The 16,790-nt window shown below is 68.6% G+C and carries 15 protein-coding genes; 10 read left to right on the top strand and 5 right to left on the bottom strand.

Annotation, left to right across the window (positions count from 1 at the left end):
* Window positions 1-108: 108 nt before the first annotated feature.
* Genes ctaD through ABIC25_RS15680 form a run of 4 tightly spaced genes read left to right on the top strand, consistent with a single transcriptional unit; the run spans window position 109 to window position 4,421 of the window.
* Window positions 109-1,893 carry an aa3-type cytochrome oxidase subunit I gene (gene ctaD / locus ABIC25_RS15695; protein WP_004019258.1) on the top strand — a complete coding sequence of 595 codons (1,785 nt, stop codon included), beginning with the start codon at window positions 109-111 and terminating at the stop codon, window positions 1,891-1,893.
* Between the two features lie 3 nt (window positions 1,894-1,896).
* Window positions 1,897-3,138, top strand: coding sequence for a phosphoserine phosphatase SerB (gene serB / locus ABIC25_RS15690; protein WP_004019259.1), 1,242 nt, complete (start codon window positions 1,897-1,899; stop codon window positions 3,136-3,138).
* Window positions 3,139-3,153: 15 nt separating this feature from the next.
* On the top strand, window positions 3,154-3,975 hold the full coding sequence (locus ABIC25_RS15685) for an aminoacyl-tRNA hydrolase (RefSeq protein WP_354562163.1): 822 nt from the start codon (window positions 3,154-3,156) through the stop codon (window positions 3,973-3,975).
* Window positions 3,972-4,421, top strand: coding sequence for a cupin domain-containing protein (locus ABIC25_RS15680; RefSeq protein ID WP_239402544.1), 450 nt, complete (start codon window positions 3,972-3,974; stop codon window positions 4,419-4,421). Before ABIC25_RS15685 ends, ABIC25_RS15680 begins: the two co-directional genes overlap by 4 nt.
* 22 nt (window positions 4,422-4,443) lie before the next feature.
* Here ABIC25_RS15680 and ABIC25_RS15675 read toward each other — a convergent pair whose 3' ends face one another.
* On the bottom strand, window positions 4,444-5,448 hold the full coding sequence (locus tag ABIC25_RS15675; RefSeq protein ID WP_101819313.1) for an LLM class flavin-dependent oxidoreductase: 1,005 nt from the start codon (window positions 5,446-5,448) through the stop codon (window positions 4,444-4,446).
* 124 nt (window positions 5,449-5,572) lie between these two features.
* Between ABIC25_RS15675 and ABIC25_RS15670 the strand changes: the two genes are divergently transcribed.
* On the top strand, window positions 5,573-6,409 hold the full coding sequence (locus ABIC25_RS15670; protein ID WP_354562161.1) for an ABC transporter ATP-binding protein: 837 nt from the start codon (window positions 5,573-5,575) through the stop codon (window positions 6,407-6,409).
* On the top strand, window positions 6,409-7,233 hold the full coding sequence (locus ABIC25_RS15665) for an NUDIX hydrolase (protein ID WP_004019264.1): 825 nt from the start codon (window positions 6,409-6,411) through the stop codon (window positions 7,231-7,233). The genes ABIC25_RS15670 and ABIC25_RS15665 overlap by 1 nt, the downstream gene beginning before the upstream one ends.
* Before the next feature lie 120 nt (window positions 7,234-7,353).
* Here the strand turns inward: ABIC25_RS15665 and ligD are convergent, their stop codons facing one another.
* Window positions 7,354-8,334 (bottom strand): non-homologous end-joining DNA ligase, encoded by a 981-nt coding sequence (ligD, locus tag ABIC25_RS15660; RefSeq protein WP_033203980.1) that lies wholly within the window; start codon window positions 8,332-8,334, stop codon window positions 7,354-7,356.
* Between the two features lie 101 nt (window positions 8,335-8,435).
* On the opposite strand from ligD, the gene ABIC25_RS15655 reads away from it, so the two are divergent.
* The 3 genes from ABIC25_RS15655 to ABIC25_RS15645 all read left to right on the top strand — a co-directional run bounded on the left by ABIC25_RS15655 (window position 8,436) and on the right by ABIC25_RS15645 (window position 11,485).
* Window positions 8,436-9,224 (top strand): enoyl-CoA hydratase-related protein, encoded by a 789-nt coding sequence (locus ABIC25_RS15655; RefSeq protein WP_354562159.1) that lies wholly within the window; start codon window positions 8,436-8,438, stop codon window positions 9,222-9,224.
* Window positions 9,225-9,289: 65 nt separating this feature from the next.
* Window positions 9,290-10,264 carry a class I SAM-dependent methyltransferase gene (locus ABIC25_RS15650; RefSeq protein WP_101819316.1) on the top strand — a complete coding sequence of 325 codons (975 nt, stop codon included), beginning with the start codon at window positions 9,290-9,292 and terminating at the stop codon, window positions 10,262-10,264.
* Window positions 10,265-10,285: 21 nt separating this feature from the next.
* Entirely contained in the window at window positions 10,286-11,485 is a 1,200-nt protein-coding gene (locus ABIC25_RS15645; RefSeq protein WP_354562157.1) for a class I SAM-dependent methyltransferase, read from the top strand.
* A 59-nt stretch (window positions 11,486-11,544) separates the two neighbouring features.
* Here the strand turns inward: ABIC25_RS15645 and ABIC25_RS15640 are convergent, their stop codons facing one another.
* A complete protein-coding gene (locus tag ABIC25_RS15640) occupies window positions 11,545-12,882 on the bottom strand; it encodes an outer membrane protein assembly factor BamB family protein (protein ID WP_354562156.1) in 1,338 nt (445 codons plus the stop codon).
* Between the two features lie 156 nt (window positions 12,883-13,038).
* Here ABIC25_RS15640 and ABIC25_RS15635 point away from each other — a divergent pair, with 156 nt between their 5' ends.
* Entirely contained in the window at window positions 13,039-13,785 is a 747-nt protein-coding gene (locus tag ABIC25_RS15635; RefSeq protein WP_004019274.1) for an acyltransferase, read from the top strand.
* Between the two features lie 23 nt (window positions 13,786-13,808).
* Here ABIC25_RS15635 and ABIC25_RS15630 read toward each other — a convergent pair whose 3' ends face one another.
* Both ABIC25_RS15630 and ABIC25_RS15625 read right to left on the bottom strand, forming a co-directional pair.
* Window positions 13,809-15,185 (bottom strand): glycosyltransferase family 4 protein, encoded by a 1,377-nt coding sequence (locus tag ABIC25_RS15630; RefSeq protein ID WP_354562154.1) that lies wholly within the window; start codon window positions 15,183-15,185, stop codon window positions 13,809-13,811.
* Window positions 15,182-16,789, bottom strand: a complete 1,608-nt coding sequence (locus ABIC25_RS15625; protein WP_354562153.1) for a 1,4-alpha-glucan branching protein domain-containing protein — start codon at window positions 16,787-16,789, stop codon at window positions 15,182-15,184. Before ABIC25_RS15625 ends, ABIC25_RS15630 begins: the two co-directional genes overlap by 4 nt.
* Window position 16,790: the final 1 nt, after the last annotated feature.

Raw genomic sequence — 16,790 nt, 5'->3', positions numbered from 1 at the left:
GCTCGGGCACCGGTGAGGGTTTAGGATCAGTAACCAGCGCTCGGTTTGTTCATGTGCCGACCCACGTCCGAAGGGGTTCGGAGTGGGTTTCGGGCAAGAGGAGGATCTGTGACCGCGGTAGACCAACCCACCACGCAAGTGGCTCCAGTGCGTCCGTTCCCGGAGCGCTATCAGCCCAAGGGTTCGTTCATCTACAAGCTGCTGACGACGACCGATCACAAGTTGATCGGCATGATGTACATCTCTGCCTGCTTCGCGTTCTTCCTCATCGGCGGCCTCATGGCCCTGCTGATGCGCGGCGAGCTCGCGATGCCGGGCATGCAGTTCTTGTCCACTGAGCAGTTCAACCAGCTCTTCACGATGCACGGCACCGTGATGCTGCTGATGTACGCGACCCCGATCGTGATCGGCTTCGCCAACTTCGTGCTGCCGCTGCAGATCGGCTCGCCCGACGTCGCCTTCCCGCGACTCAACGCACTCGGCTTCTGGCTGTTCGTGTTCGGTTCGACCATCGCGATCGCCGGCTTCATCACCCCGGGCGGTGCCGCCGACTTCGGCTGGACCGCGTACACCCCGCTGACCGATGCGGTGCACAGCCCCGGCATCGGTGCCGACCTGTGGATCATGGGTCTGGCCGTCGGTGGTCTCGGCACCATCCTCGGCGCGGTCAACATGGTCACCACCGTGGTCTGCCTCCGCGCACCCGGTATGACGATGTTCCGCATGCCGATCTTCACCTGGAACATCCTGGTGACCAGCGTCCTGATCCTCCTCATCTTCCCGCTGCTCACCGCGGCGCTGATGGGTCTCGAGGTCGACCGCCAGTTCGGTGCCCACATCTACGACCCGGCCAACGGTGGCGTCATCCTGTGGCAGCACCTCTTCTGGTTCTTCGGACACCCCGAGGTGTACGTCATCGCCCTGCCGTTCTTCGGCATCGTGTCCGAGGTCTTCCCGGTCTTCTCGCGTAAGCCGATCTTCGGTTACTCGGGCCTGATCTACGCCACCCTCGCCATCGCCGCCCTGTCGGCCGCGGTGTGGGCGCACCACATGTACGTCACCGGCGCCGTGCTGCTGCCGTTCTTCTCCTTCATGACGTTCCTGATCGCGGTGCCCACGGGTGTGAAGTTCTTCAACTGGATCGGAACGATGTGGCGAGGTCACATGACGTTCGAATCGCCGATGCTGTTCTCGGTCGGCTTCATCGTCACGTTCCTCTTCGGTGGTCTGACCGGTGTCCTGCTCGCCAGCCCGCCGCTGGACTTCCACCTGTCCGACAGCTACTTCGTGGTCGCGCACTTCCACTACGTGCTCTTCGGCACCATCGTGTTCGCCACCTACGCCGGCATCTACTTCTGGTTCCCGAAGATGACCGGACGCATGCTCGACGAGCGGCTCGGCAAGATCCACTTCTGGATGACGTTCATCGGCTTCCACATGACCTTCCTGGTGCAGCACTGGCTGGGCAACGAGGGCATGCCGCGTCGTTACGCCGACTACCTCCCGTCGGACGGCTTCACCACGCTGAACATGATCTCGACGGCTGGTGCGTTCATCCTCGGCCTGTCGACCCTGCCGTTCCTGTGGAACGTCTTCCGCAGCTATCGCTACGGCGAGGTCGTGACCGTCGACGACCCGTGGGGCTTCGGCAACTCGCTCGAGTGGGCCACCTCGTGCCCGCCGCCGCGCCACAACTTCACCGAGCTGCCCCGCATCCGGTCGGAGCGTCCGGCGTTCGAGCTGCACTACCCGCACATGATCGACCGGATGCGTGCCGAAGCGCACGTGGGTCCGGGTCACGAAGCGGGCAAGGACCGTCAGATGGAAGAGGCTCGCCGCGAGCCGTTCACCGTGGGAACGCACGAGGGATCTCCGGATCCCGACCCGCGCTGACCGGTGAGCAAGGACTCGACAGCCAGTTCCGGTACGACCGTCCTGGTCACCGTCACCGGTCCCGACCGGCCAGGTGTCACCTCTGTTCTCATGGGTGCCCTGGCCGGTCAGGCCGTTGCCCTGCTCGACGTCGAGCAGGTTGTCATCCGGGGGCAGCTCACCCTCGGTGTCCTGGTGTCCTCTGCCGGCGACCCCGAAGCCCTGCAGGAAGTCGTCGAACAGGCGATGGCCTCCATCGGTTTCGAGGTCCGCGTCGAGATCGGGGTGGATCCGGGTAGCCGTTCGCCGTCATCGCATGCCGTCGTCATCCTCGGCAGTCCGGTGACCGCGACCGCCTTCAGCGCGGTCGCCGCCAAACTGGCGAGCCAGGGCGGCAACATCGACTCGATCCGCGGGATCGCCGACTATCCGCTCACCGGGCTCGAACTGATGGTCAGTGTCGCCGGTCGCGGCGGCGTCGCGGCCGACGCCGCTCTGCGCAAGGGCCTCGCCGAGGTGGCCGCGAAGCACGCGGTGGACATCGCGGTGGAGCGCGGCGGCCTCGCCCGGCGTGCCAAGCGGCTCATCGTCTTCGACGTCGACTCGACCCTCATCCAAGGTGAGGTGATCGAGATGCTCGCCGCGCACGCGGGTCGCGAAGCCGAGGTCGCCGCGGTGACCGAGGCGGCCATGCGTGGCGAACTCGACTTCGCGCAGTCGCTTCACGAACGTGTCAAGGCGCTGGCAGGTCTCGACGCCAGTGTCCTCGACGACGTCGCGAAGTCGCTCGAACTCACTCCCGGCGCGCGCACGACGATCCGAACGCTGCACCGGCTCGGCTTCCACTGCGGGCTCGTGTCGGGCGGCTTCCGCCAGGTCATCGACGGACTCGCGCACGAACTCGAACTCGACTTCGTCCGGGCGAACACCCTCGAGATCGTCGACGGCAAGCTCACCGGCCGGGTCGTCGGCGAGGTGATCGACCGGATGGGCAAGGCACATGCCCTGCGGTCGTTCGCCGACCAGGTCGGGGTGCCGATGGAGCAGACGATCGCCGTGGGCGACGGCGCCAACGACATCGACATGCTCAGCGTCGCCGGACTGGGCATCGCCTTCAACGCCAAACCAGCGCTGCGCGAGGTGGCCGACGCCACGCTGAATCACCCGTTCCTCGACGGGGTCCTGTTCATCCTGGGTGTGTCCCGCGACGAGATCGAGGCGGCCGACGCCGCCGACGGTGTCTATCGCCGGGTGCCCCTGGGCTGAGTTCGCCCCCGCGCCATGGACTTCGAGACCCCGGACGCGCCGCTCGCCGACGTCGATGCGATCGCCGCGGACCATCGCCGACTGGTCGGTTACGTCGGCGGCGGCGACGACCCGGCCGATCCCGCCGACGTTCTGGCGATGGCGATGGTGCTGCGCATCGAGAAGAACGATCCGCCTGACCGCACCGACCTGCTGACCGCCGCGGCGCGGGCGGTGGCGCTGCTGTGCCTCGACGAACGGAGTGCCGGCGAGGGTCCGTGGGCATCGGCGATGGACGACTGGTGCGGTGCACGGATCCGAAAGATCGCCCGACGGGCGCGTGGGGCGCAATGGGCTGCCGCGCAGGAAGTCTGGGGCGTGACCGCCACCGAAGGCGGCGCATCGGCGCGTGCGTTCGTCCCCGGCCGGGTGGGTGACCTCGACCGTCGTGTCGCGAAGTTGCAGATCGGTGGGACCGATGTCGAGGGCGCGCTGTCCGGCGAGCCGCCCGGGCGCGGAGTCGTGTTGTGGACCAGTCCGGATCTGGCGATGACCGTCGGCAAACTGGCGGCGCAGGTCGGACACGCGTCCATGCTTTCGGCGAAGTTGCTGACGACCGAGGAGGCGATCCGGTGGAAATCGGATGGGTGCCCGCTCGCGGTTCGTCAGGCCACCCCCGAGCGGTGGGCCGACCTGCTTGCGGCGGACGCCGTCGGGACAGCGGTGGCGGTCCGCGACGCCGGGTTCACCGAGATCGCACCCGGATCGATGACCGTGATCGCCGAAGTCGTGCGGCACGACGGGAGCATGAGCGTCGACGACACAAGCCTCGGGGAAACGGACGGAGACCACGGATGAGTGCCGCAGAACTGCCCGACTGGGTGCGTGAACTGGACCTGCAGCCGCATCCCGAGGGTGGCTGGTACCGGCAGACCTGGCGCAGCGAGGTCGAGATCCCGCGTGGGGTGCTGCCGGGGGAGTACACCGGTGACCGTGCTGCCGGGACCGCGATCTACTTCGTGCTGATGCCGGGCGATGAGTCGGCGTGGCACACGGTCCGCAGTAGTGAGCTCTGGCTCCACCATCGCGGCGCCCCGGTCGAACTCGACCTCGGTGGCGATGCCGATGAGCCCGGCGATCCGAGCACCGTTCTCGTCGGACCCGACATCGAGTCCGGACAGCACCCGCAGGCGCTCGTGCCACCGGGTGTATGGCAGCGGGCCCGGCCGGCTGGTGACGAGCCGGCGCTCGTCAGCTGTATCGTGGTGCCCGGCTTCGACTTCGAGGACTTCAGGCTGGTCTGATGGGCCGTCTGCCGGCGTCGGGTCAGCGGCCTACGGCCACCGGCGAATTCAGTGGGGCGAGATGGCCGAAGGTGCCCAGCCACACCTCGCGGTCGGGGGCCATCGACGCGACGATCAGCTCGTCGGCGTCGGCGTGGCCGGCGAACCAGCTGAGGTAGTCGCGGACCTCCGCGGGCGTGCCGACTCCCGAATACGTGGTCATCTCGTCGATCTGGCGGCCCTGCGGCATCGACAGGATGGCGTCGGCCTCTTCGTCGGTGAACGTGCGGCCCCGTCCGAAGAGCAGGGACACCCGCTGCCGTTTCGCGATCTGTAGTTGCTCTCGGGCACGGTCCGCGTCGTCGTCGGCGATCGCACCGACACCGGCGATCACGTAGGGCTCGGCCAGCGCCTCCGACGGCCGGAACTCGCGGCGGTACAACGCAACAGCCTCGGTGAGTGCCTGCGGCGCGAAGTGGGAGGCGAAGGCATAGGGGAGTCCCAGCGCAGCCGCGAGCTGCGCACCGAACAGCGATGAGCCGAGGATGTACAGCGGCACGTGGGTGCCGGCGCCGGGTGTCGCACGCACGCCTTCGACGCGCGACTCGTCGCCGAGGAAGGCCTGCAGTTCCAGGACGTCGTGCGGGAACCGCTCGGCCGAGGCATGGGTACGGCGCAACGCGGCGAAGGTCTGCTGATCGCTGCCGGGAGCCCGACCGAGACCGAGGTCGATGCGTCCGGGATGGAGCTCGGCGAGCGTGCCGAACTGCTCGGCGATCGTGAGGGGCGAGTGGTTGGGCAGCATCACGCCGCCCGCACCGAGACGGATGGTCGAGGTGTGCGCGGCGATGTGGGCGATGAGCACCGCAGGCGCCGACGAAGCGATGGCCGACATGTTGTGGTGCTCGGCGTACCAGATTCGGCGATAGCCCCACTTCTCCGCATTCTGGGCGAGATCGACACTGGCGGAAAGGCTCTGCGCGGCAGTCTCGGTACGGCCGATCTGCGCGAGGTCCAGGATCGACAAGGGGAGGTTCGAAGGCGTCACGCTGATGTTCAATGCGGCCGACGCCCCGGACTATTCCCATCGTCGCGTTCCGGCCGTCGCGTTCGTGTCGTCGTGGTGCCGAGTCGGCCCCGTCGAACATCCGGTCGTGGTGCAGGATGGGGGAGTGACCGAATCCGATTCCGACCTCCTGATCGATTTTCGTGACGTCGCGGTCGTCCGTGGCGGCGAGACCCTCATCGGCCCGCTGTCCTGGCAGGTGGAACTGGACGAACGCTGGGTGATCATCGGACCCAACGGCGCAGGCAAGACGACGCTGATCCGGTTGGCCGGTGCCGAGATCCACCCGACCTCGGGTATCGCCTTCGTGCTCAACGAGAAGCTGGGCCGGGTGGAGATCCGCGAACTGTCGACCCGGATCGGTGTCTCCAGCCCGTCCCTGGTCGATCGGGTGCCGCCGGAGGAGGTCGTGAGCGATGTCGTGATCTCGGCGGGCTACGCGGTTCTCGGACGCTGGCGGGAGAGCTACGACGCGATGGACCGTGCGCAGGCCGTCGAATCGCTGGAGTCGATGGGCGCCGAGCACCTCGCGGACCGTCGCTTCGGCACGCTGTCGGAAGGTGAGCGCAAGCGCGTCGTGATCTCGCGCGCCCTCATGACCGATCCCGAGCTCCTCCTGCTCGACGAGCCGGCCGCCGGGCTCGACCTGGGTGGACGCGAAGAGCTCGTCGACCGTCTCGCGCGGCTCGCCGCCGACCCCGACGCCCCGGCCATCGTGCTGATCACCCACCATGTGGAAGAGATCCCCGAGGGTTTCACCCACGCCCTCATCCTGTCCGAGGGCGGCGTGGTGGCCCAGGGATTGCTCGACGAGGTGCTCACCAGCGAGAACCTCACCGCCGCCTTTCGGCAGCAGATCGTTCTGGACAAGGTCGACGGCCGGTACTTCGCGCGGCGCCGGCGTCGCGCGGGCGGCCATCGGCGAGCAGCAGGAGGTAACTGATGACGTCGACGGAATCGGGTCCGGAGGTCGTGTCCGCACCGTTGCGGGACGCCGCGACGGTCGTGCTCGTCCGCGACGCCGCAGACGGTATCGAGGTGTTCCTTCAGCGCCGCGTCAAGCAGATGGCCTTCGCGGGCGGCATGACGGTGTTCCCGGGCGGTGGCGTGGACAAGCGCGACGCCGACGCCGACCTGGCGTGGACCGGTCCCGACGCGGCCTGGTGGGCGACCCATTTCGCGAGTGATGCCGAGACCGCGCAGGCGCTGGTGTGTGCGGCGGTCCGGGAGACCTTCGAGGAGTGCGGTGTCCTGCTCGCGACGGACGCCGACGGCTCCTTCGCCGACCCGGAGGGGCTGGCCGACGATCGGCAACGCCTCGTCGAGAAGTCGCTGTCGTTCGCGCAGTTCCTCACCGCGCGCGGACTCACGCTGCGTGCCGACCTGCTGCGCCCGCTGGCGCACTGGATCACCCCGGTCAACGAGAAGCGGCGCTACGACACCCGCTTCTTCCTGGCGGCGATGCCCGACGGCCAGCGTGCCGACGCCGAGACCACCGAAGCCGAGGTCGCGCGGTGGGTGAACGCCCGGGTCGCGATCGACTTGTGGGCCGCGGGCAAGCACTTCCTCATGCCGCCGACGTGGTCGCAGCTGAACTACGTCTCCGGATTCTCGACCATCGACGAACTGCTCGGTGCCGATCGCGTCATCGAACCGATCCTGCCGGACGTCACGCCCGGCGCGGGACTCGCCGGTCTCGGATTTCCCGGCTCCGACGAGTACTTCCGGACGCTCGGCGACCAGCAACCACCGGAGATCACGCTCTGAGGCGTCCGACTTCGGTGTACCGATCGGCCTGAGATGCGCCCTTGTGCGGGGGAGCAGCGACGATATATGTGCGCGGGCGGGTTGTGGGGGTGGTTTTCGTGATGGCGCCGGTGTGTGCGTTCACCGATCCATGTCGATGACCTCGGCGTCCTCCTCGTCGCCGATGTCGTCCCGATCGGCCCAGTCGATGAGCGTGTCGAGGCGGTGCGCCACGTCGTCGATCTCGGCGTGGAGATCGCCGAGCTCGGCGAAGCGGGCCGGCACGGTGGCGATCGTGAAGTCGTCGGGTTCGATGTCGTCGATCTCGGCCCAGGTGATCGGAGTCGACACGGTGGCCCGCTCGTTGCCGCGCACGGAGTAGGCCGACGCCATGGTGTGGTCGCGGGTGTTCTGGTTGTAGTCGACGAAGACCGCGGCCGGGTCCCGGTCCTTGCGCCACCAGGTCGTCGTCACGTCGTCGGGCGCCCGTCGCTCGACCTCTCGAGCGAACGCCAGCGCGGCTCGTCGTACCTGCGGGAAACCCCACTCCGGCGCGATGCGCACGTAGATGTGCAGGCCGCGACCACCCGAGGTCTTGGGGTACCCGCGCATGCCCAGTTCGTCGAGCACCTCTTCGACGACGTGCGCGACGCGTCGAATACGGGAGAACGTGCAGTCGGGCATCGGGTCGAGATCGATCCGCCATTCGTCGGGGGATTCGGGGTCGGCGCGACGCGAGTTCCAGGGGTGGAACTCGACGGTCGACATCTGCACCGCCCAGATCACCGAGGCCAACTCGGTGACGCACAGTTCGTCGGCGGTGCGGCCGTACCGCGGGAAGTAGATCTCGGTGGTCTCCAGCCAGTCCGGCGCGCCGGCGGGGACGCGCTTCTGGTGGACCTTGTTGCCGCTGACGCCCTTGGGGAATCGGTGCAGCATGCACGGACGGTCGCGCAACGCGCGCACGATCCCGTCGCCCACGGACAGGTAGTACTCGGCGAGGTCGCGCTTGGTCTCACCGCGTTCGGGAAAGTAGACGCGGTCGGGACTCGACAGTCGGACGGTGCGGCCACCGACCTCGAGTTCGATGGGTTCACCTGCGGAACCCGACGTTTTCGCCATGACCGCCACTGTATGACTCGACGTCTGTCGGCGTCGGACTCTGCGCGTCGCGTCTACGGGCTGGGGCACCGACGGGACTTACCAACCGGTAGCCTTCGACCATGCCTGAGTTCGTGACCCTCGAGTGCTCCGACGCTCATCCGGGCGTCGGCACCATCCTGCTGCAGCGACCGCCGATGAACGCGTTGAGCCGGCAGGTGCAGGCCGAGCTGGCCGCGGCGGCCGAGGAGGCCACCGTGCGTACGGACATCAAGGCCGTCGTCGTCTACGGCGGTCCGAAGATCCTCGCGGCCGGCGCCGACGTCACCGAGATGCGGGACATCGGCTATGCGGAGATGAGCCGGGTCGCGGGTCGTCTGCAGCGCGACCTCGGCGCGATCGCCGCCATCCCGAAGCCCACGGTCGCTGCCATCACCGGATACGCGCTCGGCGGCGGCCTCGAAGTCGCGTTGGGTGCCGACCGCCGCATCGCCGGTGACAACGCGAAACTCGGCCTCCCCGAGGTGCTGCTCGGCCTGATCCCGGGAGGCGGCGGAACCCAGCGGCTCGCACGCCTCATCGGCCCGTCGCGCGCCAAGGACCTCATGTTCACCGGGCGGTTCGTCGACGCCGAGGAGGCACTGGCCATCGGGCTCGTCGACGAGGTCGTCGCGCCCGATGAGGTGTACAACGCCGCGCTCGCCTGGGCCGGGCAGTTCGACCGCGCCGCGTCGGTCGCGCTCGCAGCGATCAAGAAGGCCGTCGACCAGGGTCTCGAGGTCGACCTCGACACCGGACTCAAGATCGAGGAGCAGTTGTTCGCCCCGCTGTTCGCGACGGAGGACCGCGCCATCGGTATGGCGTCCTTCCACGAGAACGGGCCCGGAAGAGCGGAATTCGTCGGCCGCTGAGCCGTCGACGACGCCGCGCACCTTCGACTCCACCACCGACATCACCACGCAAACAGGAAGCGATCATGACCACCGACGTCACTCCGGGCACCGATCCGGCTCCCAACCCGCACGCGACCGAGGAGCAGGTCAAGGCGGCGCTCACCGACACGAAGCTCGCCCAGGTGCTCTACCACGACTGGGAGGCGGAGACCTACGACGAGAAGTGGTCGATCAGCTTCGACGAACGCTGCATCGACTACGCGCGAGGGCGTTTCGACGCCGTCGACACCGGTGAATCCCTGCCGTACGGGCGCGCGATGGAACTCGGGTGTGGCACCGGCTTCTTCCTGCTGAACCTGATGCAGTCGGGGGTGGCGACGAAGGGATCGGTGACCGACCTGTCGCCGGGCATGGTCAAGGTCGCGCTGCGCAACGCGGAGAACCTCGGGCTCGATGTCGACGGCCGCGTCGCCGACGCGGAGAAGATCCCCTACGACGACGACACCTTCGATCTCGTCGTCGGCCACGCTGTGCTGCATCACATCCCGGACGTCGAGCAGGCACTCCGCGAGGTGTTGCGGGTCCTCAAGCCCGGCGGTCGCTTCATCTTCGCGGGTGAACCGTCGACGATCGGTGACTTCTACGCGCGCTGGATGAGTCGGGCGACGTGGTTCGCCACGACAAATGTCACGAAACTCGGCCCGCTGCAGGGGTGGCGGCGCCCGCAGGAGGAACTCGACGAGTCCTCCCGCGCGGCCGCGCTCGAAGCCGTGGTCGACATCCACACCTTCGATCCCGACGAGCTCGCCGGCATCGCCCGCGCCGCCGGTGCGCACAAGGTGGACACCGCCACCGAGGAGCTGGCCGCCGCGATGCTCGGCTGGCCGGTCCGCACCTTCGAAGCCGCGGTGCCGCCGGAGAAGCTGGGCTGGGGTTGGGCCCGCTTCGCCTTCGGCGGGTGGAAGCGCCTCACCTGGCTCGACGAGAACGTGCTGCGCAAGATCGTGCCGCCGAAGTTCTTCTACAACGTCGTGGTAACCGGTGTGAAGCCGCGGTAAGCGGTTCTCGCCCTCAGGACCATGGGCTACTCCTTCAGTCTCGACGATGTCGCGTTCCTGCGGTCGCGGCACGGTGAGAAGGCGCTCGAGACGGTGTCCGGCCTCGAGCTCTCGCCGTCGACGATGCTCGCTGACATCACCGAGACCCGTAGCCGGTATGCGCCGCACGATGCCGCGCTCATCGAGACGGTGCGGTGCCGGCGGCGTGCGCACCCGAAACTGCGTGACGCCGAAGCCCTCCTGCTCACCGACGACGCCGTGCAGCAGGCGACCGCATCGGTGGTCGCCGCGCATCGCGCCGCCGAGATCGCACAGCGGTTCCCCGCGCCGGTGGTGCACGACCTGACCTGCTCGATCGGTGCGGAACTCCGGGAACTGGTGCGCGTCAGCGATATCCAGGGTGTCATCGGCAGCGACATCGATCGGCTCCGGCTAGCGATGGCACGGGCGAACGTACCCGACGCGACGCTACTGGTCGCGGATGCGCTGACCCCGACCTCCACCGCGGATGTCCTGCTCGCCGACCCCGCCCGACGCTCCGACGCCGGCCGGATCTTTCGGCTCGACCAGCTGACCCCTCCGCTCTTCGAGCTGCTGACCACCTACCCGGGCCGTGTCCTGGTCGTGAAATGCGCACCCGGACTGGATCATCAGATGCTGCTGAACCGCTTCGGCTTCGACGGCGAGGTCCAGATCACCTCCCTCGACGGCGGGGTGCGGGAGGCGTGTCTGTGGTCGGGGCCGGGTGTGGAGCCCGGTCGTCGGGCCACCGTGCTGCGGACCAGAGCCGACGGCACGGTCGCCGTGGTGGAGATCACCGACCGTGAGGCCGACGACGTGCCCGCCGGTGAGGTCGGGGAGTGGATCGTCGATCCAGATGGGGCGATCGTCCGCGCCGGTCTGGTCAGGCACTACGCCCACCGGCACGGGCTCTGGCAGCTCGATCCGCAGATCGCCTATCTCACCGGAGATTCGGTCCCCGACGGAGCGCGCGGATTCCGGGTGATCGAGCAGACGGGCGTGACCGAGAAGGCGCTCCGGAAGGCGCTCGCCACCCTGGAGTGCGGCCCGCTCGAGATCCTCGTCCGCGGACTCGACGTCGACCCCGACCGGCTGCGAAAGAAGCTCAAGCTCAAGGGCTCCCGACCGCTGTCGGTGGTACTCACCCGGATCGGACGCAAGGGTGTCGCGTTCATCTGTGAGCCGGGCGTGCGGTTCTAGTCGCGCAGAATGCGGGATCCGTATCGGTTTCCGGTACGAATCCCGCACTCGCTGAGCGATTACTCGAGGTTGGCCTTGCTGTCGAAGAAGTACACCTCGCCGAGGTTGGTCGCGGTGGCGATCTGTCCGGAGTAGGACACCGAGACCCCGGTCGCGAAGCCGCGCGAATCGGGCAGCGGCAGCGTGCGTTTCGTCGCGCCGTCGGTCGTGGACACCTCGACCAGGGACAGTGAGTCCTCACCGGGATCGCGGGCGACCGTCCACGCGGTCTGCTGTTGGGTCAGTGCGGACAGGCTCACCGTCGCCAGATCGGTGCGTTGCCAGACCTGCTCGGCGCGATCGCCGCGGTCGCGCAGGAGGGTCAGCGGGGCGCCGAGTGAACCGGTCGGGATGATCAGGCCGTCCGGCGAGACGGTCATCGTCGCGAAACCGTGCCCGCCGATGTCATGAGTCCACCGGGTCGATCCGTCGTCGGTGTTCAGGGCGACGATCTTGCCGTCGCGCGAGAACGCATAGAGGGTCGCGCCGTCGGCCGAGAGCGTCGGTGTCCCGACGACGCCGCTCGGGACGTCGGCCTGCCAGGCGGTCCGGACCTCACGGTTCCCGGCGACCGGGCCGTACTTCATCGCCCGGATCTGCGAAGTCGCCGCGCCCTGCGGGAAGAAGTTGAGATAGAACAGTTCTCGCTGGGTGTCCACTGCCGGAGGTGCGGGTATCGCGCACTGCGGACCGTTGCGCACGCAGTCGCCGAAGCCACGGAGCGGTTGCGCCGGGTCGACGTCGGAGCGCAACGTCACCTCAGGAGCGAGGAGTTCGTTGCGCTGGGTGTCGATCAGAAGGATCTGGCCCTGCGTACTGGCGACGAGGACGGCGTTGGGAGCCGCGAACTTCGCCGACAGCGGAACGCCGATCACGCCCGCCCGCCAGCGGATCGCCCCGCCGGCGTTGAAGGCCAGGAAGGTCGACTCCTCGCCCAGATAGGGCTGGTCGTACTGGTCGACGAGCATCGCGTTGATCTCGACGCCGGCTCGCATGTCCTTGCAGAAGTTCTTGCGCCCGGACCGGCTGTCGAGGACCAGGACGTTGCATCCGGCGGCCGCGTTCGACGTCACGCCCACGTTCCCCTTGCCGGAGATGGTGACCGGCGCGGTGACCGGGCCGCCGGTGGGGCGAGTCCAGCTCAGCGTCAGATCCTCGGGCACATCGGCATACGCGAAGTTGGCGTTGCCCGGGACGCCCCCATAGCTGGGCCAGCCGACGCTCGGGACGGAGCGGACGTCGATGTGGCCGTCCGAGCAGCCGGCGAGGACCAGCGAGCTCACGGCCATGAGCGCGACGAGCAGGCGGGTCAGCGCAGATCGGCGGCGTCGAGACACCTGCGGTCGTGCGAAAGCCATCCTGCTCCTCGTCGTCGTGTCCTGGTCGTCGTCTGTGTAAGGCGCCGGCCGGTAACAGTGGGGCTCGCTCGGCACCCATGCCATCGAAACGGCACCCGAGCGTGCCAGCAGTGAGCCTATCGTGCGCGAAAATCGCGTCGATTAGGGTTTCTCGTCATGACCACCATGTGGAACGCCTCGTACCGGTCCCGCCGGCGCGCGGGCCGACGCCGCGACCCCGACCAGGCGCGTTTCCTCACCCTGGACTCGCTGCGCTGGGTGAGACGCAATCGCGCGTACACACCGTGGTACCTCGTCCGCTACTACCGTCTCGCGCGGTTTCGTCTGGCCAACCCGCACATCGTGCTGCGGGGCATGGTGTTCCTCGGGCGCAACGTCGAGATCCACGCGACACCTGAGTTGGCCCGCATGGAGATCGGACGCTGGGTGCACATCGGCGACGGCAACTCCATCCGCTGTCACGAGGGCAGCCTCCGCATCGGTGACAAGACCGTCTTCGGCTGCAACAACGTGGTGAACTCCTACCTCGACCTCGAGATCGGCGGCTCCACCCTCATCGCCGACTGGTGCTACATCTGCGACTTCGATCACAAGATGGACGACATCACGCTGCCCATCAAAGACCAGGGCATCGTCAAGGGCCCGGTCCGGATCGGCCCGGACACGTGGGTGGCGGCCAAGGTGTCGGTCCTGCGCAACACGATCGTCGGCCGAGGATGCGTCCTCGGCTCGCACGCGGTGGTCAAGGGCGTCATCCCCGACTACGCCATCGCGGTCGGCGCACCCGCCCGGGTGGTCAAGAACCGGATGGACGACTGGGCGTCGTCTGCCGCGGAACGCGCCGAACTCGAACGCGCCCTCGCCGACATCGAACGCAAGAAGGCCGCGGCCGAGCGCGACTAGTTGTACTGAGCTGACTGGAAGGCCTACGCCTGCCCCGGGTCCCGTTCCGGCAGAGGGCGTTCCGGGATGTCAGGTCGTCCGATTGCGTGCCGGACCCGACGCTTCGCCGCGAGGTGCACGCTCGCGGTTCGTTCCGCGACCTCGGCCCACGAGAACTCCGCGGTGAGCCGCGCACGGGCCCGCAGCGCGCGTTGCGCCGCCGCCCCCGGGTCGGACAGCGTCGCGCGGACCGCCGCCGCGAGCCCCGCGACATCCGCCGGTTCGAAGGTCAGGCCGGTGTCGGGCTCGCGGACCGCCTCGCCCAGGCCACCCGCGGTCGACACGATCAACGGCGCGCCGGTCGCCGCCGCCTCCAGCGCCACGATCCCGAACGGTTCGTAGCGGCTGGGCAGGACGATCGCGTCGCAGCGGTGCATCAGCGTGACCAGCTCGCCGTGGTCGACCGGACCGACGAAGGTCACCGCCTTGCTGACCCGATGCTTGCGCGCCTGCTCCATCAGCCAGTCACGCTGGGTGCCGTCACCGGCGACGGTCAGCGTCGTCCCCGGATGGCTACGCCGGATCCGCGGGAGCGCGGCCAGCAGATCCTGCACGCCCTTCTCGTATTCGAGCCGCCCCGCGAACAGCAACTCCGCCGGACCGCCCGTCCGCGAACGCTCCGCGAACGGCCACGTGCGGATGTCGATGCCGTTGTGGATCACCGTGATGTCGGCGGCGTCGTACCCGAACAGTCGATGCACCTCGTCGCGCATCGACGCCGAACACGTGATGAGGGCGTCGGACTCCGACACCAGCCACCACTCCACCGAATGCACCTGCCGGTTCGTCCGGCCGCTCACCCAGCCGCTGTGCCGCCCGGCCTCGGTCGCGTGGATCGTGGAAACCAGAGGCACGTCAAAGAATTCGGCCAGCGCAATGGCCGGATGGGCGACCAGCCAATCATGCGCGTGCACCACGTCGGGCACCCACCGCGCCCCCGGCTCGCTCCCGGCGCCGTGTCCATTCGGCCCGCTCGCTCCGCTCCCGGCGCCGTGCAGATTCGGCCCGCTCGCTCCGCTCCCGGCGCCGTGCAGATTCGGCCCGCTCGCTCCGCTCCCGGCGCCGTGCAGAACCCGCAACCCCGCCCGCACGAACGCATGCCCCATGGCGAGGGTCCACGCCATCATGTCCTGGCCGAACTCGAACTCCGGTGGATCCTCGGCGACGGCCACGACGCGCACGCCTTCGACGACGGTGTCCGTCGTCGGGTGACTCACCGCGTCGGTTCCCGACGGGCGCCGGGTCAGGACCACCACGTCGTGACCCGCGGCGGCCATCTCGGTCGCCAGGTGATGGACGTGCCGACCGAGTCCGCCGACCACCACGGGCGGGTACTCCCACGACACGAACAACACCCTCATCCGATTTCCCCCTCGGTGACGACTTCCCCGGCGCTCATCCCGTCGGCACTCGTCCGCGCAGCCCTGTCCCGGTCGGCAGTCAGCGTCGTCTCCAGCCGACGCGCATCCAGTGCGGGGAAGAGATTGTCGGCGCGCGACCAGTTGGCGGCGAGCGTCTCGGCAGCGTCGTCGCGGCCTCGCATCGCCGCGTCGCTGATCTCGCGGGTGGCGTGTGCATGCGTGTGAGCTCGCGCCACAGCGTACTGCGCGGCGGTGTCCTTCGACACCATGAACGGCCAGTCCGACGACACGGTCAGGAGCGTCTCGCGCAGGATCTGATCGGCCACGCGATTCCGCCCGCCGCCTCGGTGCCGCAACTTGGCCACCGCGTCGAGGGCCGTCTCGGTCACCTCCGCGTTCAGGTCGACCAGGTGCTGCACGGCCGGACCGTTCCACACCCGCCAGTCCTTGCCCGAGCCCCACGACGAGCGGGGGAGGTCGAAGGGCGCACCGACGAATCCGGCTTGCGTTGCGCCCGCGAGTGTTCCGACGGTGACCCCGACCTCGGGCAGGCGGCGGAGCACTCGCTCGAGCCAGATCGGGCCCTCGTGCCACCAGTGCCCGAACAATTCGGTGTCGAACGCCGCGACGACCAGCGCGGGACGGCCGATCCGATCGGACTCGTCGATGAGGCGGGCGCGGACGTGCGCGACGAAGTCCTCGACGTGCCGGTCGAGAACCGCGTCGACCCGAGCGGGGTCATACGGCTTCTTGTCCTCGCCGGAGACGGTCCGGCCGGTGACCCGGAATCGCTTGAGCCCGGTGTCGTGGTCATACGTGTGGAAGTCGCGGTACGCGGCGTGGCCCGGATAGCCCGACTTCGGCGACCAGACGCGATAACTCACCGTCAGATCACGTCCATAGGCGACGACGGCGCTGTCGCCGACCGGGCGGCCGAGCGCGGTGTCCCCGTGCAAGGCGGGGCCGTCGACCATGAAGTGGCGCACACCCGCACGGTCGTACTCGGTCTCCATCCCCGGCGCGAAGGCACATTCCGGGGCCCAGATGCCGACTGGATCGAAACCCCAGCGCGCGTGGGCGTCCGCGAGGCCCTCGGTCAGTGAGAAGTGGCGCAGTCGCGGGTCGAGCAGCGGCGCGAAGGGATGGGCGAGGGGACCACCCAGGATCTCGGCGACCCCGCTGGTGGCCAGCCCGCGGATCAGTGGCGACGCGCCGTGGCGCCACCGGTTGGCGAAGGTGTCGAGAGCGCGTTGGGCGTCGAGGTACTCACGCCGTCCCGCGGCCGCGCGGTCGGGGTCGCGAGACATCGCGGCCTGCGTGGCGCGCAGTTGCCAGTCGGCGAGCCACTCGTACATCGACGACGCGCAATGCGGGTCGTCGAGCTGTGCGGCCAGGACCGGCGTGATGCCCAACGAGAGCTGATCGGTGAACCCGTCGGCGGCGAGACGCTCGAGCGCGTCGACCAACGGCAGATACGACGCCGCCCACGACTGGTACAGCCATTCCTCGCCGACCGGCCAGCGTCCGTGATTGGCCAACCACGGCAGATGCGAATGCAGGACCAGTGTGAACTGGCCCGGAACGGAAGCGGTTCCGGTGGTCACA

Source organism: Gordonia sp. PvP123, from assembly GCF_040547295.1.
GTDB lineage: Bacteria > Actinomycetota > Actinomycetes > Mycobacteriales > Mycobacteriaceae > Gordonia > Gordonia terrae.
This window is presented reverse-complemented; position numbering and strand designations above follow the sequence as displayed.

Excerpts from the sequence above, each read along its gene's own strand:
- ABIC25_RS15635 (WP_004019274.1), top strand. The coding sequence starts at position 13,039 with ATGACCACCATGTGGAACGCCTCGTACCGGTCCCGCCGGCGCGCGGGC.
- ABIC25_RS15665 (WP_004019264.1), top strand. The coding sequence starts at position 6,409 with ATGACGTCGACGGAATCGGGTCCGGAGGTCGTGTCCGCACCGTTGCGG.
- ABIC25_RS15685 (WP_354562163.1), top strand. The coding sequence starts at position 3,154 with ATGGACTTCGAGACCCCGGACGCGCCGCTCGCCGACGTCGATGCGATC.
- ABIC25_RS15680 (WP_239402544.1), top strand. The coding sequence starts at position 3,972 with ATGAGTGCCGCAGAACTGCCCGACTGGGTGCGTGAACTGGACCTGCAG.
- ABIC25_RS15630 (WP_354562154.1), bottom strand. The coding sequence starts at position 15,185 with ATGAGGGTGTTGTTCGTGTCGTGGGAGTACCCGCCCGTGGTGGTCGGC.
- ABIC25_RS15650 (WP_101819316.1), top strand. The coding sequence starts at position 9,290 with ATGACCACCGACGTCACTCCGGGCACCGATCCGGCTCCCAACCCGCAC.
- ABIC25_RS15645 (WP_354562157.1), top strand. The coding sequence starts at position 10,286 with ATGGGCTACTCCTTCAGTCTCGACGATGTCGCGTTCCTGCGGTCGCGG.
- ABIC25_RS15655 (WP_354562159.1), top strand. The coding sequence starts at position 8,436 with ATGCCTGAGTTCGTGACCCTCGAGTGCTCCGACGCTCATCCGGGCGTC.
- ligD (WP_033203980.1), bottom strand. The coding sequence starts at position 8,334 with ATGGCGAAAACGTCGGGTTCCGCAGGTGAACCCATCGAACTCGAGGTC.
- ABIC25_RS15640 (WP_354562156.1), bottom strand. The coding sequence starts at position 12,882 with ATGGCTTTCGCACGACCGCAGGTGTCTCGACGCCGCCGATCTGCGCTG.